This is a genomic window from Streptomyces sp. NPDC044002 (assembly GCF_056434525.1).
On the sequence record NZ_JBWKEZ010000001.1, the window covers coordinates 169,620 to 188,832 of the forward strand.

General features: G+C 69.8%; 24 protein-coding genes. 18 read left to right on the forward strand and 6 right to left on the reverse strand.

Annotated elements, in window-relative coordinates:
- Positions 1 to 17: 17 nt before the first annotated feature.
- From AC07A6_RS00755 to AC07A6_RS00780, 6 genes are all read right to left on the reverse strand, one after another.
- Entirely contained in the window at positions 18 to 479 is a 462-nt protein-coding gene (locus AC07A6_RS00755) for a DUF6238 family protein (protein ID WP_478775486.1), read from the reverse strand.
- A 41-nt stretch (positions 480 to 520) separates the two neighbouring features.
- Positions 521 to 1,990 carry an SCO6880 family protein gene (locus AC07A6_RS00760; RefSeq protein WP_478775487.1) on the reverse strand — a complete coding sequence of 490 codons (1,470 nt, stop codon included), beginning with the start codon at positions 1,988 to 1,990 and terminating at the stop codon, positions 521 to 523.
- Positions 1,991 to 2,091: 101 nt separating this feature from the next.
- Positions 2,092 to 3,450, reverse strand: a complete 1,359-nt coding sequence (locus AC07A6_RS00765) for an SCO6881 family protein (RefSeq protein WP_478775488.1) — start codon at positions 3,448 to 3,450, stop codon at positions 2,092 to 2,094.
- Between the two features lie 29 nt (positions 3,451 to 3,479).
- Positions 3,480 to 4,139 (reverse strand): hypothetical protein, encoded by a 660-nt coding sequence (locus AC07A6_RS00770; RefSeq protein WP_478775489.1) that lies wholly within the window; start codon positions 4,137 to 4,139, stop codon positions 3,480 to 3,482.
- 35 nt (positions 4,140 to 4,174) lie between these two features.
- Positions 4,175 to 4,483: a DUF6112 family protein gene (locus tag AC07A6_RS00775; RefSeq protein ID WP_478775490.1), complete on the reverse strand. Its 309-nt coding sequence runs from the start codon at positions 4,481 to 4,483 to the stop codon at positions 4,175 to 4,177.
- 148 nt (positions 4,484 to 4,631) lie between these two features.
- Positions 4,632 to 5,759 (reverse strand): C40 family peptidase, encoded by a 1,128-nt coding sequence (locus AC07A6_RS00780; protein ID WP_478775491.1) that lies wholly within the window; start codon positions 5,757 to 5,759, stop codon positions 4,632 to 4,634.
- Between the two features lie 465 nt (positions 5,760 to 6,224).
- On the opposite strand from AC07A6_RS00780, the gene AC07A6_RS00785 reads away from it, so the two are divergent.
- The 18 genes from AC07A6_RS00785 to AC07A6_RS00870 all read left to right on the forward strand — a co-directional run bounded on the left by AC07A6_RS00785 (position 6,225) and on the right by AC07A6_RS00870 (position 19,178).
- Complete coding sequence (locus AC07A6_RS00785; protein WP_478775492.1) at positions 6,225 to 6,977, forward strand: DNA-methyltransferase; 753 nt, start codon at positions 6,225 to 6,227, stop codon at positions 6,975 to 6,977.
- A 145-nt stretch (positions 6,978 to 7,122) separates the two neighbouring features.
- Positions 7,123 to 7,761, forward strand: coding sequence for a DUF4913 domain-containing protein (locus AC07A6_RS00790; RefSeq protein ID WP_478775493.1), 639 nt, complete (start codon positions 7,123 to 7,125; stop codon positions 7,759 to 7,761).
- Positions 7,758 to 8,234, forward strand: a complete 477-nt coding sequence (locus AC07A6_RS00795; protein ID WP_478775494.1) for a hypothetical protein — start codon at positions 7,758 to 7,760, stop codon at positions 8,232 to 8,234. The genes AC07A6_RS00790 and AC07A6_RS00795 overlap by 4 nt, the downstream gene beginning before the upstream one ends.
- The gene (locus tag AC07A6_RS00800; RefSeq protein WP_478775495.1) at positions 8,231 to 8,854 is read left to right on the forward strand and encodes a DUF3631 domain-containing protein; all 624 of its coding nucleotides are present in this window, start codon (positions 8,231 to 8,233) and stop codon (positions 8,852 to 8,854) included. Before AC07A6_RS00795 ends, AC07A6_RS00800 begins: the two co-directional genes overlap by 4 nt.
- A gap of 92 nt (positions 8,855 to 8,946) precedes the next feature.
- Positions 8,947 to 9,405, forward strand: a complete 459-nt coding sequence (locus tag AC07A6_RS00805) for a GNAT family N-acetyltransferase (protein WP_478775496.1) — start codon at positions 8,947 to 8,949, stop codon at positions 9,403 to 9,405.
- A complete protein-coding gene (locus AC07A6_RS00810; RefSeq protein ID WP_478775497.1) occupies positions 9,356 to 10,030 on the forward strand; it encodes a hypothetical protein in 675 nt (224 codons plus the stop codon). Before AC07A6_RS00805 ends, AC07A6_RS00810 begins: the two co-directional genes overlap by 50 nt.
- 46 nt (positions 10,031 to 10,076) lie before the next feature.
- Positions 10,077 to 10,790, forward strand: a complete 714-nt coding sequence (locus tag AC07A6_RS00815) for a hypothetical protein (protein WP_478775498.1) — start codon at positions 10,077 to 10,079, stop codon at positions 10,788 to 10,790.
- 161 nt (positions 10,791 to 10,951) lie between these two features.
- Complete coding sequence (locus AC07A6_RS00820) at positions 10,952 to 11,398, forward strand: hypothetical protein (protein ID WP_478775499.1); 447 nt, start codon at positions 10,952 to 10,954, stop codon at positions 11,396 to 11,398.
- Positions 11,395 to 11,802 (forward strand): hypothetical protein, encoded by a 408-nt coding sequence (locus tag AC07A6_RS00825; protein WP_478775500.1) that lies wholly within the window; start codon positions 11,395 to 11,397, stop codon positions 11,800 to 11,802. Before AC07A6_RS00820 ends, AC07A6_RS00825 begins: the two co-directional genes overlap by 4 nt.
- Before the next feature lie 220 nt (positions 11,803 to 12,022).
- The gene (locus AC07A6_RS00830; protein ID WP_478775501.1) at positions 12,023 to 12,226 is read left to right on the forward strand and encodes a hypothetical protein; all 204 of its coding nucleotides are present in this window, start codon (positions 12,023 to 12,025) and stop codon (positions 12,224 to 12,226) included.
- Positions 12,227 to 12,264: 38 nt separating this feature from the next.
- Positions 12,265 to 13,119, forward strand: coding sequence for a winged helix-turn-helix transcriptional regulator (locus tag AC07A6_RS00835; protein WP_478775502.1), 855 nt, complete (start codon positions 12,265 to 12,267; stop codon positions 13,117 to 13,119).
- Positions 13,116 to 13,787, forward strand: a complete 672-nt coding sequence (locus tag AC07A6_RS00840) for a winged helix-turn-helix transcriptional regulator (protein ID WP_478775503.1) — start codon at positions 13,116 to 13,118, stop codon at positions 13,785 to 13,787. The genes AC07A6_RS00835 and AC07A6_RS00840 overlap by 4 nt, the downstream gene beginning before the upstream one ends.
- Positions 13,788 to 13,891: 104 nt before the next feature.
- Positions 13,892 to 15,154 carry an MFS transporter gene (locus AC07A6_RS00845; protein WP_478775504.1) on the forward strand — a complete coding sequence of 421 codons (1,263 nt, stop codon included), beginning with the start codon at positions 13,892 to 13,894 and terminating at the stop codon, positions 15,152 to 15,154.
- A 147-nt stretch (positions 15,155 to 15,301) separates the two neighbouring features.
- Entirely contained in the window at positions 15,302 to 15,664 is a 363-nt protein-coding gene (locus tag AC07A6_RS00850) for a hypothetical protein (RefSeq protein ID WP_478775505.1), read from the forward strand.
- Positions 15,665 to 15,699: 35 nt separating this feature from the next.
- A complete protein-coding gene (locus tag AC07A6_RS00855) occupies positions 15,700 to 16,944 on the forward strand; it encodes an ATP-grasp domain-containing protein (RefSeq protein ID WP_478775506.1) in 1,245 nt (414 codons plus the stop codon).
- A 27-nt stretch (positions 16,945 to 16,971) separates the two neighbouring features.
- Positions 16,972 to 17,826, forward strand: a complete 855-nt coding sequence (locus AC07A6_RS00860) for an SPDY domain-containing protein (RefSeq protein ID WP_478775507.1) — start codon at positions 16,972 to 16,974, stop codon at positions 17,824 to 17,826.
- 27 nt (positions 17,827 to 17,853) lie between these two features.
- Complete coding sequence (locus AC07A6_RS00865; protein ID WP_478775508.1) at positions 17,854 to 18,345, forward strand: hypothetical protein; 492 nt, start codon at positions 17,854 to 17,856, stop codon at positions 18,343 to 18,345.
- Between the two features lie 200 nt (positions 18,346 to 18,545).
- Positions 18,546 to 19,178 (forward strand): SPDY domain-containing protein, encoded by a 633-nt coding sequence (locus AC07A6_RS00870; protein WP_400748967.1) that lies wholly within the window; start codon positions 18,546 to 18,548, stop codon positions 19,176 to 19,178.
- The last annotated feature ends 35 nt before the right edge of the window (positions 19,179 to 19,213 follow it).

A 19,213-nucleotide genomic window follows, 5' to 3' on the forward strand; every position in this document is an offset into this window, starting at 1 on the left:
GGTCGGATGCGGGCAGGTCATCGTCCGCTGTGGATGGTGTGGCCGCGCAGGTCGGCGGGGGTGGTCTTGCGGCGGATGGCGTGGCCGGTTGCGAGGTGACGGTGGCAGATGGTCAGTACGGGCGGGCCGTCGGGGAGCCGGTCCGGCCGGCACTCGGCTTCGGCGCTGGGGGATTCGGGTGGGAGGGTGTGGAAGGCGTCGTGGACTTCGGCGCTTGCCTGCCAGAGCCGGGTGTGGGCGGTCGCGAGGTGGCGCCCGGCAGCGGGCCACCTGCTCCGGGTGGTGTCGGTGAGCTGGTCGAGCAGCTGGTGGAGCGCGGTGAGGTGGGCGTGGAGGACGTCCAGGTGGGCGCGGTCCGCGGGCGTCTTCGGGCGGGGCCGGTCGGGCTGGGGCGTGAGGCTTCGGGTGTGGTGGCGGATGCCGGCGGTGGCGGCGCGCAGGTAAGGGTGCGCGTCGGTGGTGTGGGCGTGGGGTGTCACGGGATCCTTCCTGCCGGGGGCAGGTTCAACAGCCTTGTCGGCTACAGGGCGGTGCGGGCCAGGGGCAGCGCGGCCAGGGCGAAGGCGTCGGGCTGCTGGCAGATGAGGCGGCGCAGGTCGACCTGGGCGGTCACCGCGGCGGTTTCGATCTGTGCGCAGGCGGCGTCGAGGAGGGCGTCGGTCTCTGCGGTCACGGTGAGCAGTCCGGTCAGGGCGACGTCTGCGTGGCCGGCGATCAACTGTCGCTCCCGGTCCTTCACGTCGGCGTATTCGACGTTGTCCTCTTCGCTGTCGACCATGCCCTTGCGCCGCCGCTCGGCGGCATCCGAGATGATCGTGGCCTTGCGGCGCTGGACATCGCGCAGGGCAGCGGACAGGGCCTGCGGGGCGTAGACGAGGGAGAAGCTGCGGCGGACGCCGGCGCTGAACAGCAGGCCATGGAGGAATCCGGCCGAGGTCTCGGTCCTGGGCCAGTTTTCGACCCAATAGGTGGCGTGGCGGGCGGTGTCCGTGGCGAGGCGGTCGCTCTCCTCGATCTGGACCACGGGGCCTGCGGCGGCGGGGTCGGCCTCGGCGCGGCCGGACTCGGACCACTGCTGGAGTGCCGAGAGAGCCTTGGGGTCGTAGGCGGTCCGGATGACCGCGGAGATTTCGCGGGCGGTCAGCCAGCCGGTGACCATCAGCCCGGAGTTCCGGGCGGCCTGGGCGACGGAGCTCGTGGTCTGAGCCATCACGGTGAAGGCACCGGGCAGCCCGCCGCCGGCCTGCGAGATCAGCCGCTTGGCGGCCTTGAGGTCCAGGGAGATCGCGATGTACGCCTCGTGCGGGGCGGCGGCCGGGCCCGCGGAGGCGACGAGATCGGCGTACACCTGCCCGGCCACGGGGGTGTCGGCTCGGCCGTGAGTGCTCCAGTGCCGTGCGAGGCCGTCGCCGGAATCGGGAACGGTGCGCTCCAGGACCTGGACGGTGGCGACGTGCCCGGAGCGGGCGATGCTGGCCAGAGCCCGGCCCCAGTTGGCCACGTTGGCGTTTTGCGTGGACGGGTCGAGCAGGGCGAAGGCCCTGCTGGTGACGCGGGCGACAGCGGTGAGGGTCTGCTGGTGCGGATCGTGGATGGCCGAGGCCTGCGACCCTTCGGGGGTAACCACGCGCAGCGCCGCTGTCGAGCCGGGAAGGTGCAGCAGTCCGTCGATGCGGGGGCGGGAGACGGCGCGGGCCAGCCACAGGGTCTGGCCCGTACGGCGGCGGTGGGCGTAGCGGGCGATGATCGGCGCCCAGTCGATGAGCGGGCGTCCGCTGTGCCGTACGAAGGCCAGCGCCGCGATGGCGGCCCACAGGGGGACGAGGGCGAAGGCGCCGGCGAGGCCGGTGGTCACAACCGTGACCAGCAGCAGCGCCAGCGTCAGGGACACCAGGATCAGCTGGGGGAGGGACAGGCCGAGGAGGATGCCGCGACGGGAGCGAAGCGGGAACTTCACCGTCAGCGGGGGAGTCAGGGTCAGATCAGACAAGGGGCGGGCCGTTCGACGAGCGGGCGGGCAGCGGGTGGAACCGTGGGACGCGCCGGAGCGGACGCGGCGCGTCCCACGGGGATGGGTTCAGCAGGCGGCGGTCAGGGACCGGTGGGCGGTGGCGCTGCTGACGCCGGACCGCTGGCCGAAGTGCCCTCGGTGGTAGGCGCGTTGCCTTGCGGTGGTGGGGCGCTGCTGCCGCGCTCGCCCCACTGGCCGCCGCCTGAGGCGGAGGAATCGGGGGCGGTGGCGCCGGGCTGGCCGGAGGCGCCGCCGACCTGGCCGCTGGTGTCCTGCTGCACGCTGGTGGGCGGCGGCTGCGCCGCCTTCTTCAGGGCGTCCATCGCGGGGGAGATTCCGCCCTCCTGTCCGCCTTGGCCCTTGCTGTCGCCGCCGGTGGAGTGCGAGGCGATGTCGCCGGGGAATCCGCCTCCGGCATCGGGGCCCTGCGGGGCGGCGCCTGCTCCGGCTGCCGCTCCTCCGGTGCCCGCGTTCGCGGCCATCGCGGCTCCCTTGCGGGCTGCGTTCTCCGCGTGCTGTCGTGCGACCTGTGCTCCCGCGCCACCGGCACGGTGGATCGACTCGCCGTCGGTGCTCTCAGCGGCCCAATGGACGAATTTGAAGCAGGCGTACGGGCAAAGCAGGACGAGGCACATGATGACGACGCCGGCCATGACGTCGGCGAGGGCGGCGGTTCCGTCCTTGGCGTCGGTCTGGCCGAGCGCGGAGATGCCCAGCAGGAAGATCACGGTCATCAGGAGCTTGGAGACGACCAGGGTGGCGGTGGCCTCGATCCAGCCGCGTCGCCAGCGGCGAGCGACCTCCCAGCCACCGCCCGCACCGGCGAACACAGCCAGGGTGACCAGTACGAGGATGCCGACCTTGCGTACGAGCATGACGCACCAGAACATGAAGGCACCGAGGGCGGCTCCGAGGCCGACGATTCCGGGCACCATCCAGCCGAGTCCAGCCAGACCTCCGATCTGGGAGACCTTGATGCTGCGCCGGACGGCCTCCTTCATCGATGTGTTCGCGGCGTCGAAGAGACCGGCGCTCAGAGCATCGACGACCTCGATGGCGACGGTGGTCAGGGCGATGGCACCGAACGCGAAGATCACACCCGAGGCGGTGCCGGTAAACGCCTGCCGCAGGGCCTGTCCATCGCGGCGGAAGGCTGCCCGGACAAGCTGGGCGCACATCGTTGCGACGAGGACAATCAGGCCGATCGGCAGCAAAGTCTCGTAGTTCTCGCGGAACCACGTCGCGTTGAGGTCGACCTTGGTGGTGGTGTCGATCGCGTCGGCGGCCAGGTCGGCGGCTGCGGCAGCGAGTTCGCCGATGCTCTTGGCGATCCAGTTGCCTATGCCCTCGGTGATCGCCTTGCCGGGATCGGACGCGAAGTCGATGAGATCGGCGGCCGAGCACATCTTGTTGGCCAGGGGCAGGTCGCAGAAGCCCACAGGGGTCTACCTCCTCTCGTGGGTGGGGGTCAGGGCAGGACGCGCGGGGCGATGGCGACCAGGGAGCAGTCCGCCTGGGGCCGGCACTGGACAGCGAGGGTGGCCGTGCGGTCCTCCGCTCCGGCCCCGCCGCCGTTCCAGGTGATCTGCTGCTTGCCGGTGACCGTGACCACGTAGATGTACGCCTGGGTCAGCGCTGCGGGGTCGTCGGCGAGCGCTTGTTTGAAGGAGCTCGGGAAGTGCGCCTCGCCGATCGTGGCGGTGGCGTGCTGGCCGTTGTCGTGCATCCGAGACCACAGGACGGGGTCGGGGATCTGGGCCTGGACGCCACTCCAGTCGGCGTACTGGGTCTCGCGAGTGAGCCAGGCGTGCAGACCTGCCAGCTGCTGGGCGTGCGTGGTGGTGCGGGTGTCGTAGGTCCATAGCACCTGGGCCGCGGCCTTTCCGTACGCGAGCGGGTCGGCGATCTGCGGGGGCTTGGCCACGCCGCCGGTGCCGTCGGTCGGTGGGTGAGGGGAGGACGGGCCGGGGGAACTGGCTCCCGGAGGCGGGGTGGCGAGCCGGTCCGCGGTGTCGTTCCGGCCGGTCCACCACGCGGCGAGGCCGGCGACAGCCACGAGCAGGGTGAGGCAGACGACGAGGACGGTGATGCGACGGTTGGCCGACCAGTGGCCGGTGTGCAAGTACATCCGGGGACGGGCCCGTGTGCGGGATCGTTTCGCCACTACTTGACCTGCGACCCCAGGGCCGAGAAGAACATAACGATGCCGTTGGCGGCGCCGAGCCCGAGGGCGGCGCCCGCGGACACGACCGCGCCCTTCTTCCCGTTCGCCTCGGAGTTGTGGCCTCCGGTGAAGTGGCCCCAGGCCCACACGGCAAGGGAGACGGCGAGGGCGCCGACAACGGCGATGATCCCGTACAGGTTGATCGAGGAGACGACGCTCTTGAGGACCGAAAGGCCCGGAAGGCCGCCTTCGTTGGGGGCGATGCCCGGGTCGTAGGCAAGGGTGATGAGTCGGTCGATGGACGACATGGGTGTGCTGGACTCCTTGCAGGCACCGGCTGTTGGCCGATGCTGGTGGCGCGAGCAGGGGGAGGGGCGCGGCGAAGGCGCGCGAAGGCAGCGCGAGGCCGCGGGGGATCCGGCCGAGAAACCGGGAAGGGAATGCCGCAGGTGGCGGCTAGGAAGCGGGGACCATCCGCTGGACGGCGATGATGGTGCCGAGGCTGGCCTGGGTGACGATCCGGACCGGCTTGCCCGTCCTGGGTGCCTCGATTGCCAGAGGGGTGCCCTTGGCGGTGCCGATGGCCATGGCCACGTGCTCGGGCCCGTTCGGTCCGGGTCGGGTGAACAGCAGGTCGCCGGGCCGGATGGCGGATGCCGGTATCGGGTCGCCCTCCTTGACCTGGGTGTACGTCGTGCGCGTGAGGGTGACACCGGCGGCCTTGTAGGACTGCTGGGTCAGGCTGGAGCAGTCGCACCTGCCCATGGGGTCCGGGCCATGGGAGTTCGTACAGGTGCCGCCCCACTGGTACATGGTTCCGAGCTGGCCCATCGACCAGCGGATCGCGGTGCGGACCTTCTCGGGGGCGTCCTTGGGGATCTCGTACCCGTCAGGGACGGCTCCCTCGGGGATCGGGCCGAGGTCGCCGCCGGCGCACCCACCGGTTGCCGGTGGCTGGCTGCCGCCGGTTCCGGGGCTGCCGTTGCCGCCGGGGAGGGTCTTGACGATGGCCTGCTGCAGGGCACGGGCGAGCGGTTCCCACTGTGCGTAGGCGTCGGGGAAGCCGCTGCGCTGCACGGCCTGGGCGGCCTGGGTGATGGTCATCTGCTTCCATCCGCGCACCTCCAGCAGTCCCTTGTAGAACTTCGTGGCGGCGTAGACCGGATCACGGATCTGCTCGGGGGTGCCCCAGCCCTGGCTGGGCCGCTGCTGGAAGAGTCCGAGCGAATCCCGGTCGCCACCGTTCAGGTTGCGCAGGCGGGACTCCTGGATCGCCGTGGCCAGGGCCACGACCTGTCCGCGTTCGGGGACATGGAGCGAGATGCCGGTTGCGACGATGGTCTTGGCATGTGGGATCTGCTCGGCGGGCAGCTCCAGTCCTTCGACGTGTACGTCCTGGCTGGTGCCGCCCTTGCCGCCGAGGATGGCCTCGACGGCCTTTGCGACCGCAGTCGTGTCGAGGCCCTTGTCCGTGGTGCAGCTGGTGGACCGCCCGGCGGAGCCGGCCGCGGCGACGGCTGCGGTGCCCGCGAGCAGGACGGGGGAGAGACAGGCAACGCCGATGACGGCGGCCATCGATTTCAATCCGGCCCGCCCGGCGGCGAATCAGCGCCGGAGCGCAGGGGGCGGAAGAGGTTCAGGCATGGGTGTGCCACGGTGATGGGTCCTTGAAGTGATTGCCGGCCGCAGGACTGGCGTGCGACGGAAAGGCCCGTCGGCCGGCTGGTAGGTGTGCAACGGCGGATGGTTGTGCGCCGAGTTGCTGCTCGACGCTGGCCCGCGCAGGTATCAGGTGATGTTGGGCATGAGGGATCTCCGGCAGGAGAGGGGATGGCCCGTCCGGGCTTCCCGGTGGGTCTTCGAAAACCCTAGGGCCGGAATCGGGAATGCCGAAATAGTGATCTGCGCCGAGGTGATTCCCGGATCGTGGCCTAGGCTCTTGCGCATCCCCGACGTCCCCCGCTGCCCGCGGATTCTGCGAATCCGTGTGAGGCCGAGGTGTGTCTGCATACCGCTCGGGGCCCCGTCACCTACCGAAACGGTTTCCCCTTGCCCTTTTCCCTCCACGAGGGCGACGCGCTCAGCGTGCTCGCCACTCTCCCCGACGCCTGCGTGGACTCCGTCATCACCGACCCGCCGTACAACAGCGGTGGCCGGACAGCGAAGGAGAGGACCACGCGCACGGCGCGGCAGAAGTACACCTCCAACGACGCCGGCCACACCCTGCCGGACTTCACCGGCGAAAACATGGATGCTCGCTCGTACGGCTTCTGGCTGACGCAGATCATGACCGAGGCCCACCGCCTGACGAAGCCCACCGGCACCGCGCTGATCTTCACCGATTGGCGACAGCTGCCGATGACCACCGACGCGATCCAGGCCGCCGGATGGCTGTGGCGCGGCATCCTGACCTGGCACAAGCCGCAGGCCAGGCCGCAGAAGGGTCGCTTCCGCCAGGACTGCGAATACATCGTCTGGGCGTCCAAGGGGCCGATGGACAACTCCCGGGCCATCTACCTGCCAGGCCTGTACAGCGCCTCACAGCCCTCCGGTAAGGAGCGCAAGCACATCACGCAGAAGCCCGTCTCGGTGATGCGCGAGCTGGTGAAGATCTGCCCGGAGCAGGGCACCGTCCTCGACTTCTGCACCGGATCCGGCTCCACCGGCGTGGCCGCGCTCCTGGAGGGCCGCTCCTTCATCGGCGTGGAGAAGACCCCCGAGTACAGCAAGATCGCCGCCGACCGGCTTACCGAGACGCTGACCCAGACCCTCACGCAGACCGACTGCACCCTGGCGGCCTGACAGCCCACGGGCTGGTGCTCAACCAGCAGCGGCGCCAGCCCGTCGGCCCCTCTATCAGCTGTTCCGTGAATTCGGAATTCACGGATTCTCCGCATCGTTGAACGCACCTTCCCTATTCGCCCCGTGTGCCTTCAAGGAGTTTCCCTTGACCGAATCCATCGACCCTCGCGACGAGGGACAGCTGGAGCCGATCCGTATGACCGACGGCGACCTGGAGGACCTGGAGGCCTCGGTCCGCAAGCTGATGGAACAGTCGGCCGACCAGGCCCGGCTGCTCGACAGCCTCGCCGCAGACCCCACGCCGGCTTCACCCTTCGTTGCGTTCCCGGCGATGCCGGCCAGATCCAGCATGCCGATGATGCCGCCCCCGCCCCCGGAGCCCCGCTTCATCCTCACCCTCGACGGCGAGGACTTCGACACCGAGCTGGACGGCCTGACCGACTGGGTGCAGCGGGTCTTCCTCGGCGTGTACGGCTCGGAGATCACCACCGCGACGCCGTGGTGCTACGAGTGGCAGGAACACCTGGACGTGGTGGGCTGGCTGCACGCGTTGTGGCTGGCCTGGCAGCAGCACATGGACCCCGATGCCGGGCCGTCCGGACCCGCCGTGTGGCACCGGGACTTCCTCACGCACACCGTGGCGGCGGTCCGTGCCCCGGGCGGTCCGCTTTCGGCGTGCACCACCGACCCCGAGCGGCGGTCTCACCGGCTTCTGCCGCGCCCTGACGCACCGCTCCACCCGGCCGCAGGGGATGAACGTTCCTTCTCCGGCGAGCCGGAATGAACACCGCACCCCAGTACGGGCTGTCGTTCGACCCGCGTGCCCTGAACGACCTCATGGCCGCTCCCAGCGACATCAGGGACCTGGCCCTGGCCCACATTCAGGACGCCGTCAACGGCGTTCGCCAGGGCCACAAACTCACCGGCGACCTCGCCGGATTCCGGAAGACCTATGTCGACCGCCGCGCCGAGTGGCGGATGGTCTACGCCCTGCGCGCCGCCCCGGCCGACGCCACACACACGACCGAGGTCTACGTCGTGGCCGTCCGTCCACGGGACGGATACGACGTGTACGACACCGTCGCAACTCGCCTCGGCCTGGAACGCCGCCCCCTGAGCGCCCTCGCCCACGCGGCCCGCTCCCGCTCCCCGCACACGACCGTGCACGACGGACGCGCGGTGACCGTACCCGCGGCGCGGCCCGGCATTCCTCAGCCCGCTCCCATCGTCCCGCCCACGAGAGGCATCACCCGTTGACCATCCCCTCCCAGCACGACCCCCTGACCCGCTTCATTGACGGACTCCTCGAAGGCATCATCGAAGGTCTCCTCGACATCCTCAACGAGGATCGGTGCGAGCAGGCGTCCTGCTGTGCCGTCCCTCGCGAGGCTGCCCCCAGCAGCCCGTACTTCGGGTGCGCCCGCGGTTTCGGCACTCCGGCACCACGCTCCTCCGACTGCGCCTGCCGAACCCTGCTCTTTGAGCTGCTGGACGTGATCCGAACCACGGAGCCCCCGACGGGCGAGGCAGCCCCATCCCGGTGCTGCCCGGACCAAACGGCGAGCCGCTCCAGCGGTGCAGCCGAGACCGCCGACGCTACGACCACTTCGCGCCTCGTAGTCGAGTGCCTCAACGCGTTCGGCCGACGGGGCAACCCGGAGGCCATGGCCTCCATGGACCTGGTCGGCGAGCTGACGGGCGTACCGGGCGTGGCGGGCAAGGGCTGGAAGTACGCCGACATCACCCCCGTACGCCTGGCGAAGCTGCTGGACCCGTACGACATCCACCCGCGGAACATGGACCTTTCCGATGGTCGCCGACGCAAGGCCTACTCGCGTCGAGCTCTCGCGCGAGCCCTGCACAGCCAGCCGCTCTGAGCGCCGCGTTCGCCGCCGGCTCTGTTGCCCGGGCTGGTCCCGAAGACTGGGACACGGTCAACGCCTTCCTTCTGCGGTGCAGCGAGCAGTCGATGCACCGCAGGTGGGGGCGGCTCCGAATTCACAGACCGGACTTCGAGCGTCTCCTGCGTGCCTCGGACAACTGGATTGCGAGTGCGCCCGGCGACGGGGTGATCGCCCTCGTCTCCATCGGCCGGCTGCACCACAGCCCTGGCGTCGTCGACCTCGGCGTACAAGTTGCCGACCACCTCCACCGTCGCGGCATCGGCACGGGGCTGATCCGCCTCGCCGCCCGGCACGCCGTGGCCGCCGGAGCCCACACCCTGAGCGTCTACACCGAGCGGACCAACGCTCCCATCCTGGGCCTCCTCCGCCGCCTGGGGCCTGCTTCCGCATCGCACGACGGCAGCCACACCGAACTCCGGATGTCGCTGTCCGACATCACCAGCCACTCCCGTCCCACCCCAGACGAGGACTCCCATGCCCCCAGCCACACTGCTCGGCGCGCGCAAGGCCCTGACCGGCCTTGACGACCGCATCGAAGCCGCGACCGGGACCACGGTGGACGCACTGTGGGAGCACTACGACCACGGCCTGCTCAACGAGCCGGTCGCAGGCCTCGTGCGGGCACACCGCGACCTGGCCAAGGCGCACACCGACCTCACCTTCCACCGGACCCTCCTTCAGCGCCTGGTCAGCGGCGAGTTCGAACTCGATGCCGCCCTGCTCACCCGAGTTGACCGGGTAGTCGGCCAGATCAGGGAGGCTGTGGCTGTGCGGGACACCCTGCACGCCGAGGCCGTTGCAGTCCTGGAGCCGGTCGAACGAGACGCCCCGAGGTCATCTCCTGAGGGACTCCCCGATCTGGACGCCCCGGATTACGCCGCCCTGCTGGCCATCGCTCGCGGTGCCAAGCTCCACCAGCACCTGCTGACCGGACGCCTGTCCGTCGCCACGGAATCGGGCACCAGGGTCACGCAGTACGTCCTTGAGCGGCTCGAGCAAGCCGAACTTGTCGTCCGCGATACCTCGCCCCCACTCCACGCCGGCCAGCCCGTCCTCATCACCGAGGTCGGCCGCGCCGTACTTGCGGGCTCCCGAGGACAGCGCTCAGCACCGACCGGTTCGTCCTACGTCGCGGCGGCGGAAGTCTGAAGGAGCCGTCAGCTGCGATAACTGCCCCGAGAGAGAGCCCGATTTAGTGTCACCCTCCACGCACAAAGCCGATTTCCGGCTCGACGGCTACCGAGCGGCCAGCAGCACGGTCGAGGAAGACTTCCACCACCGCATCGTGGCCGACGAGGACATGCTGACGGCGCTGGCCGAACATCACTCGGCCGACGCCCGCCACAGCTTCCACGTCCTGCACGACCAGACCGCCACCTGGGGCATCCCCGGCGAGCCGCAGATCATCGCCCTGCGCATCTCGCGAGATCCGGGCGCAAGAACCTTCACGTTCGAGCACGCCACGCTGCCTCTGCCGGCCATGGCCCAGTCCTGGCTCGTGGCCCGAGGCTGCCCGCGCGAGGAGATCCGCCTGCCGCCGGGCATGGGTACCGCGCCCGCCGACGAGGCGACCACTGCGCTACAGGACCGACTTGTCGGTGACGGTGATTGCTTCGCCTTGATCGACAGCTGCACCAACGACGACACGGACCGGCCCCGGATCACGGTCCTGCTTCGCGCCCTCGACAGCAAGAACCCGCACCCTTTCCGGGTCTTTGTGGAAGAGGCAGACCTCGCGAAGTACAGCCACACATTGCGCGAAGGCAGATTCACCACCTATGACGCCGCCGTGTCGTATCACGACGACCCGGACAGCGTTCGGCAGAAGCAGCCCACAACGCATCTGCCCCAGCGTGCGGTTCCGGCGCCGCCCACCACCACCGGCCCAGCTTCTCCCCGCCGCCGCTGACCTTCCGCTTCCACAGCATTGGCCGGACGCAGTCGAGGTCTTCTATCAGCGGATCCGTGAATTCGGAATTCACGGATTCTCCGGATTCTGGAAGCAGCACTTCGCCTTGTGCGCACCAGATGCGCAGCCACCCCGCCCACCTTGTACGAGAGGAGACCTCTGTGCCCGACGGCGAGCAGGATGTGCTGGAGTTCTTCGCCCAGAGCATCGAAGCGACGTTCCAGCAGACGCTGCCGGACCTCGAACGCGACCACAACCAGGGGCACTCCAGCCCCGGCGCTGGGGAAGCGCTCCGCTGGTACGGCCGGCTGTCCGCCGCGCAGGACAGGCTGCGCCAGGCCGAGGACGAGCTCGTCGTAGCCCTCGGCGCCGAGCCCGGCCAGCTCAACCCCCGTCAGTGGGAGCTTGCACACCGGGTGAACGCTGCAGTTGTGGAACGCGATGTCCCCGCCGTCATCCTGAAGGCGCTGCTCGACACCGTCATCGCAGACGCGGCCGAGCGAGGCGCTCCGCGCAGCACCGCGGCCTCGTTCTGGATCCAGGCTCCCGCTGTTGCGGCGGCGCAGCCGCGCAGGATCAGCACGGCTGTTCAGGGGCGGGCTCGTTGAAACCGACCACACAGGATCAGGCGATCGAGTCGGCCTTCGGGCACCCGGTCGGCCTCCTGCACCAGCGCGCCACATCAGGTCTTGCAGAGCCCGCCTTGTACCGCGTCATGGAACTCCGGGCCTTCCTCGCCGTAGCCGAGGAGCATCTCGCCCGGATCCGCGACCGCGTGCACCAATCGACCGCCCCGCAACGGGACCTCGGAGAGCTGAACCCCGACGACCTGCGGATGGACGCCCAATGGCTGGAGGCCGCTGTCGACGCCCGAGTGGGACTGCTGGCCGCGCTCACCAACGTCCTCACCTCCATGCCGGCAGCCGGAGTCGACCGGCACCCCCGCCGGCCACCGCCCCCCACGGTTCGGCCCGCCCAGGCTGCCGCCCCGGCGCCGACCCGTCACCCGTGAAGGACATCACCTGCCCCACGCCACATCCGACGCACTCCGTCACCGCATCGAATCCCTCTACGGCCAGCCCCTGACCGACCTTGCGCGCCATACCGAAGGGGCCCCCACAACAACCCTGCTCGGAGCCCTCCTCGGCATCCACGCCGACCTCGTCTTCGCCGAACGGAACATCGACTTCCAACTGGACCGCCTGCGCCAGTTCACCGTCGAAGAGCGAGAAGTGGGCCCCTTCGCCGCCGGCCACATCCTCGATTGCGCCCAGCGGCTGAGCCAGTCCGTCGCCGCCCGCGACGCCCACACCAAGGCCCTCACGGCCGCGCTGCAGGGACTCCGCCGCAATGAGCCCCCTGCCACCACGGTGCCCGCCCCCGCCGCACGCACCGCACCGGCCGCACGCACCGCACCGGCCGCGCGTACCCACTGACACCGTCCCGAAGTCCCGCACCCCAGGAGAGACCTCCGTTGCCCACCACCGGCCTGCCCCGCCCCCTTACCGCCGACCTCGCCCGGGTCGGCGAAGCCCTGGAGATGCTCAACCCGCGTTGGACGGTATGGACGCTGATGACCCTCAGCGACCAGCCCATGCGCTACACCGAGATCAAGCCCCGCCTGGGCATGCTCCAGGACGGGCAGCTCGCCCCGCGCCTCGCCCGTCTCACCGCCGACGGCCTCGTCGAGCGCCGCCAGGAGCACGTACGCCACGTCAACTACCGTCTCTCGACCCGCGGCCAGGCCCTCGCCAGTGTGATCGCAGCCCTCGCGTCCTACGGCGACAGCCACCTGGACAAGGAGACGAAGCCGAACCGGCAGACCGGCGAGCTGGAGGTCGAGCGGATACCCCCGGCCCAGAACGCCGAAGACGTCCTGACCCTCATCACGCCCAAGCACGCCACCCCGCTGCTGTGGGCGCTGCGCTCGGAGGGACGAGCATCCGGTCGGGACCTGGCCACCATGGTGCTGCCGGGAGGGAACGCCGCCCTGCTGTACTCGCCCCTGCGCCAGCTCGTCGCCGACGGACTCGTCGAACGGCTCGGCCACAGCGACTACCAGCTCTCCGCCCAGGGGACCGAGCTCGCCCCGGTTTTCCGGTCGCTTTCGGCCTGGGCTGCCGGCCGCCGAGCCGACACCAAGCACCCTCTCTGGGCCGAACGGGCCGTCTCCTCCGCGGAACTGCCCGACGGACGGTGGGCTGCCAACCGGTCCCACCCCGCAGCAGGCGCTCCGTCCACGACCGTGCGGTCGGGAAACTTGTTCTCCCACGCCCAGCCCGTGCGCTCCGCTGTGGCCAGCTCCTCGATGGGGGGCCGGGCCCGATGAGCACACCCCAGCCGACCGCCGATGCGGTGAGTGCCGCCGCCATGCTGAGCCTGCGGTGGACAACGCGCATCATCAGCGAGCTCGACGACAACGGGCCCATCCCGCGGCGAGCCGCCCAGGCCACCTTCCCCGACATCCCGGAAGACAGCCTGCAGCACGGAATGCGCAGCCTTCGCCAGCGTGGACTGCTCCAGGTGCGGGGTCGCCGTGACGACGACAGCCCCCTGGGGCTCACAGAGGCCGGACGGGACCTGGGCGACGTCTACGAGGCTCTGTCCCGCTGGGCACGCCGGCATGACTATCCCGCTCCGCAGACCGGCTTCGTCACCAGGGTCGAAGCGACGCTTGTCCTGCTGCGCGACCGTCCCACGGTGAACCTGCTCAGATCGCCGTCGACCACGCCGAACGGCTATGGGGCACGGCGTGCGTTTCACGCCGGTCTCATCAGCACGAGTCCCGACGGCCGATACATCCTTACCGCGGCCGGAGAAGGGCTACGCCAAGCACTGGCCGCCCTCACCGACTGGGCAGCTGCGCACCCGCAGGTCGTCCTGGCCGCTGCGAGCCGCCGCCCGGGCAGGCCGACCACAGAGCTTCACCGCATCGCCGGCCCGGCCCTTCCGTCGGCCCAGGCCAGCTCCACGCACACACCGCGCCTCCCCCGATAGGCGACTCGGCGCGCGTCTCCCCGCCTCGCATCGCGGGCCACTTCCTGCCCGCTGACCGCCCCGGACGCCGCTGACCGGACGCCGCATTCCCGCTGAAAGTGATCATGACTCGTCGCAGAGCCGTCGGTGGCCGCCACGCCCGTATCCCCAATATCGGCATCGTGCGCCGTATCTACCTGCCTCGCTGTGCGGATGCCGTCTCCTTCAGCATGGCCACGTACGCCATCCCTCTGCTGGTCCTGGCCACCACGGGATCCGCCGCCTTGACCGGCATCGCCTTCACCCTGGAGTGGGTTCCCAGGCTTGCCGCGTTCTCCTGGGCCGGCGCGGCCGTCGACCGGTGGGGCTGTACGCGAGTCTTCCGGATGGCCGCCACCCTCCGGGCCCTGGTGCTGGTGGCCGCCGTCGCGGCGCTCACCCTGGTCGGCGACGGCCTGCCCGCCACGATCGCGGTGATGGCTCTGGCCGCGGTGACCGGCGTACTGACCGAGTACAGCTACGTGGCCGCTGAAACTGCGGGGGCACTCGCCGGGCGCAAGGCCGGTGAAGGTGAGCACAAGGTCCAGTCGGTCCTCCTCGGCATCGACAACACCGCGAACCTGACCGGCCCTGCCGCCGGCGGCCTGCTCCTGCAGTACGCGGGCCGCACTGGCATGCTCCTCACGATCGCCGGACTCTCGCTGCTGGCCGCCTTCCTTGCCCCGCGCGACCGCCTGCACCGCACTGTTGAGGTCTCCGCCTCGCCCATGCAGGGTCTCCGGGTCGGCTGGGCCACCCTGCGCTCGCTCCCGGCCCTGGCCTGGCTGATCACCGGACTGACCGTCTCCAACATCGCGACGGGGACCCTCCAGGCCGCGGCCCCTGTCCTGATCGTGCAGCAGATGGGCCACACCAGCGCCTCGGTCGGACTGATCTGGTCCGCCGCCGCGGCAGCCTCCCTGCTGGCCGTCGCCATCTGCCGCTTCGCCATCGACCGCGCCGGACTCTGGCCCGTCGGCGCGGTCTGCGCGGCCATCGCCGCGGCAGCCGGATTCGCCGTCGCCCAGGCCGACGCCTACGTACAGCTACTCGTCCTGGTCGCAGTCCTCATGGCCGGCGAGGGAGGCATGACCGTCGTGATGCGCACACTGCGCTCGAAGCTCATTCCCGAAGCCGTCTTCGGCAGCACCCTCGCCGTCACGATCCTCATCATGCTGCTGCCCTTCCCGGTGGCCGGCCTGCTCGTCGCACTGACCCCGGCGAACCTGCTCGGCCAAGTCCTCACCGTCTGCGCCGCACTGCAGGCCATCGGCCTGGCCGCCGCGTTCTGGCAGATGCGGCGCGATCCCGCACTGGCCACCCGGGCCGCGTATGCGCAGGCAGCCTGACCACCCCGTTCGCCTTCATCTCGCCCTCTATCCCAAGGACACGTCATCAACGACCCCACCAGCGTCGACATCCTGTACGGGCACACGCCCGGTCATGACCGACCGCTCTGGATTGCCCTGCTCGGCGATCTTCCCCAGGCAGTCACCGTGCTCGAACGGCTCGGATTCCAGACCATGACGGACAACGGCGTCGAGCTGTACGTCCCGCCGCCGGAAGCCAACGCAGAGCGGACAACCGTCATGTACCTCGCCTCGTTCGCGATCTCCTGCAAGGAGGAGTGGACGGTGATGTACACGGAGAACCATCCGGCCCTCCCCGAAGACCGCGTCGAAGCATTGCTGGGGATGCAGGCCGAAGAGGCGGGCATCGACTCCGTCGAGCTTGCCAAGGCGCTCGTCCGACAGGTGGCCCACTCGCCAGCAGCAAGTCCCGTCGTTGTGCCCCCGCTCACTGTGCAGGCCGCGTCGTCTGCTGCCGCAGTTTCCAGCAAGCGCGCCGCGCACCGCTGAACCGCTCCTGCACCCCACCCTCTTTGGAGCTGTACTTGACCCACCAGGCCCCTGTCCTCCTCGTGGTCGCCCCCGGGGATTCCGTTTACCGCGGCTACTGCCTGGAGCAGGTCGCTTCGGCGTACGACGTCGTCGTCATCACCTCAGGCCCGATCACCTGGGAAGAACCTCACGTCATCGACCACGAGGTCGCCGACCCGCACGACCCGGATGCCCTCCTCGCTGCTGGACAGGCACTGGCCGGCCGCCACACCATCGCCGGTGTTCTGACCTGGAACGAAGTCCTACTGGTCGCCACCGCTCGCCTTGCCGAGGCGCTCGGTATGAAGTCCAACCCGGTCGCGGTGATGCACAACTGCCGGGATAAGCACGCCACGCGCGCGCTGCTGGACCGACACGGGGTTCCATCCGCCCGATCCGTCCAGGTAGCCAGCTTGCTGGAGGCCGCACTCGTTGCGGAACGGATCGGATACCCCGTCGTTCTCAAGCCCGCCGGTCAGGCCGGCAGCGTCGGCGTCGTCCGGGTCGACGCGGTCGAGGAACTCCCACGCGCCCTGGCCTTCGCTACCACCGGCGCGGCCATGCGCGGCGGTGAGAACAACGAGGTCCTGGTCGAGGAGTACCTTGACGGCCCGGAGATCAGCGTCGAATGCGTCACCCAGAACGGCTCCACCACCGCCGTGGCCGTCACCCGCCAGCAACTCGGCTTCGCCCCGTACTTCGAGGAGACCGGCCACACCGTGGACGCGGCCGATCCGCTCCTCGACCAGGTCGCGCCGATCGCAGCCGCGGCCATCCGGGCCCTCGGTATCGACCACGGCGTCCAGCACGTGGAAATGCGCCTGACCGCCACCGGTCCGCGCATCATCGAGGTCAACGGCAGGATCGGCGGCGACCTCATCGGCCACCTGGTCCGCCTCGCCACCGGGATCGACCTGCCCCGCGCCGCCGCCGATCTTGCCTGCGGCACCACGCCTGACCTGGAACCCGACCGCATCCGCGCCGCCGGAATCACCCTGCTGTGCCCGGAAGCCTCCGGCATCCTCATCCACCGCGGCGCCGCCGAGCAGTTCGTTGACAACGCCCCGTGGCTGGAGCGCCTCCAGTGGCTTCGCGGTCCCGGCGACGAGATCGTCCTGCCTCCGGATGGAGATGTGGACCTTGCGCGCGCCGGGCTCTTCGTCGTCACCGGCTACGACGCCACCAAGGTCGAGCAGCGACTGGCCGAGGCCGCAGCCCACATCACCATCACTACGCTCGCGGCCGACGAGCTGAGCTAGCCGCCCAAACCGATGACCCAGAACCCCATGACTCATACCGACGAACCCGCAGGTGACTACTACGTAAGCCCCCGTTATCTGGCCGGATCCACCGTCGAGGGCGACCCCGGCCTCCAGCCTGCCCTCGACGCGGGATGGAAACCGACCTGGGACGACCACGGAAACGTCTTTCTCCCCGCCCCAGACCAGCGAGTTCGGATCGGCTACATGCCGGAGGGCGACGACGACGCCTTGTGGAAGATCAGCGCCTACGAGCACCACTTCGGGGCACCACGGTGGGCCGCTGCATTCAACGACAAGGCGCCCACCGAATTCGTCACCGCCTTCACCAGCCAGCTCGTTGCCGCGTACCAAAGGGACGACGGCTCGGACCTGCACGGTACCGGCGGCGGTGTCCTACGGGCCTTCGATCCGCTACTGAAAGCGGGTTGGGCAACCCACATCGCGTCCGGCCGCACGCAACTGGCCTCCCCGGACGGACTCGCCGGCGCCTGGTACGACCACGGCCCTCTCGACCAGGAACGCGAGCTGGTGACCAACGACACGCGCTGGGGAATGTGGGGCGGGCCAGAACGCTCCTACTCCTCCTGGTACGCCGTCTTCAGCAGCCGCACCCCGGTGGACCTGATCGCCGCAACCGCCACCGCAGTCGTCAACCCCGCGCCCGTACTGCGATGGCAGGGCGAACTGTCCCAGATGACCAAGGGGCACGCCCAGCTCACACCCGTGGTGCCGCCGAACCCTCCTGCACCCACGCCCCTCGACCTCGCACGCTTCCGCACACCCCCGACCGCACGTCCATCCAGCGTTCGCCGCTGGTCGACCAGCACGGTTCCCGGAGCCCGACTCCCCGCACCGGCCCGCCCCGCAGCCCGCCGCTGATCTCGCCCAACAGGAGGCCCCACGTCCATGGCGCTGTCCCCGAACGCCTTCTTCACCCAGGAACTGGCCCTCACCTTCGATGACGCTGCCGTAGTCGGCAACAGCTACTACGCGGCGGCCCCTGACAGCTCACTCCGCCTCCGGGTCTCCTTCCAGCCCACCATCCGCCACGGGGAGTACGGCGGCCTGCACCTGAGCATCGTTCACCCGGACCGAGGACCAATCGACGAGATCGTGCTCTCCTTCGCCGACCACGGCACCTTCCGCACACGGGACAGGACGGCAGGCCGAACGGAACGATCCGACGGCTACGCAGTCTTCCGCGACTTCAACCCCCGCACATCGGGCCCGGCGCCTTGGGCCGGTGGGGACTGGACCCGCCTGAAGGCCGCCGTCACCCGCTACGCCGACCTCTGGTTCTCCACCCGCCCCACCCCTCCTCGTACAGGCGCCTCGGTTGCCCGCACCACATCGCTGCCGCTCGCCGAGAAGGCCGCCGCCCACGGCCGCCACCGATAGCTGATGGCAGAACTACTCCTCCGACGAACGGACCTGAACTGACCGACCCCATGAGCTCATTGCCCTCGGACAAGCTCGTATCCGTCCATGCCCGGCACCTTGCCGGTCGCGGCTCCGACCAAATCCTCGACGGATGGCCATTTCCTCACAACAGCGGTGACCACGACTGGTCCTTCCACTGCCCGGAGGACGGGTACCAAGTGGCCTCCAGCCCTTGCCTGAGGTTGCGTTCCGGCTTCCTGGCCGATCCCGGCGGCGCAGCCGGAGAAGGGGCCTGGATCACCGCCGCGTACCAGCAGCCCTTCGCAGCGGCAGCCTGGAACGCCAGGTTCGACGCCTCCACCCCCGTCGAGATGATCTGGGACTTCCACACCGAACTGCTGCACTTCTACCTGGACGACACCTACAGCGACAGCGAGCTGCTGTTCCACGACGACACCGCTCCCGTAGCTGCGTACCTGCCACTGCTCAACGCCGGCTGGACCCACACCGCCAGCAATTGGGGCTCGCAGCACTTCCGCAGCCCGGACGGCATGGCCCACCTGGAACACCGGTACGCCACCACTGACCGCGACAAGCCTGTCTGGATGCTGAACGTGGGCGACCCCAGCGAGCCGCTGTGGCGAGCATCCTTCACCAGCCGGACCCCCGTCACCTTCGTCGCGGCCTTCACCACCTCCTTGGTCGCGGAGGAGCCGCTCACCCGCATCGCGCGCGAAGTCCCCCTCTATACAGAGCACCTCCTGCTGGCCCCCGCCCCGGACCGCAAACCCGCCAACACGCCAGCCTTGCCGCCGGTGGCGCCGCACAACGCGACGGCCCGCACCCGCTGACTCGCCCAGCCATACGCGGGTATCCCGTTCAATCA

Excerpts from the sequence above, each read along its gene's own strand:
- AC07A6_RS00770 (WP_478775489.1), bottom strand. The coding sequence starts at position 4,139 with ATGTACTTGCACACCGGCCACTGGTCGGCCAACCGTCGCATCACCGTC.
- AC07A6_RS00775 (WP_478775490.1), bottom strand. The coding sequence starts at position 4,483 with ATGTCGTCCATCGACCGACTCATCACCCTTGCCTACGACCCGGGCATC.
- AC07A6_RS00795 (WP_478775494.1), top strand. The coding sequence starts at position 7,758 with ATGAACACCGCACCCCAGTACGGGCTGTCGTTCGACCCGCGTGCCCTG.
- AC07A6_RS00805 (WP_478775496.1), top strand. The coding sequence starts at position 8,947 with ATGCACCGCAGGTGGGGGCGGCTCCGAATTCACAGACCGGACTTCGAG.
- AC07A6_RS00810 (WP_478775497.1), top strand. The coding sequence starts at position 9,356 with ATGCCCCCAGCCACACTGCTCGGCGCGCGCAAGGCCCTGACCGGCCTT.
- AC07A6_RS00840 (WP_478775503.1), top strand. The coding sequence starts at position 13,116 with ATGAGCACACCCCAGCCGACCGCCGATGCGGTGAGTGCCGCCGCCATG.
- AC07A6_RS00845 (WP_478775504.1), top strand. The coding sequence starts at position 13,892 with ATGACTCGTCGCAGAGCCGTCGGTGGCCGCCACGCCCGTATCCCCAAT.
- AC07A6_RS00860 (WP_478775507.1), top strand. The coding sequence starts at position 16,972 with ATGACTCATACCGACGAACCCGCAGGTGACTACTACGTAAGCCCCCGT.
- AC07A6_RS00865 (WP_478775508.1), top strand. The coding sequence starts at position 17,854 with ATGGCGCTGTCCCCGAACGCCTTCTTCACCCAGGAACTGGCCCTCACC.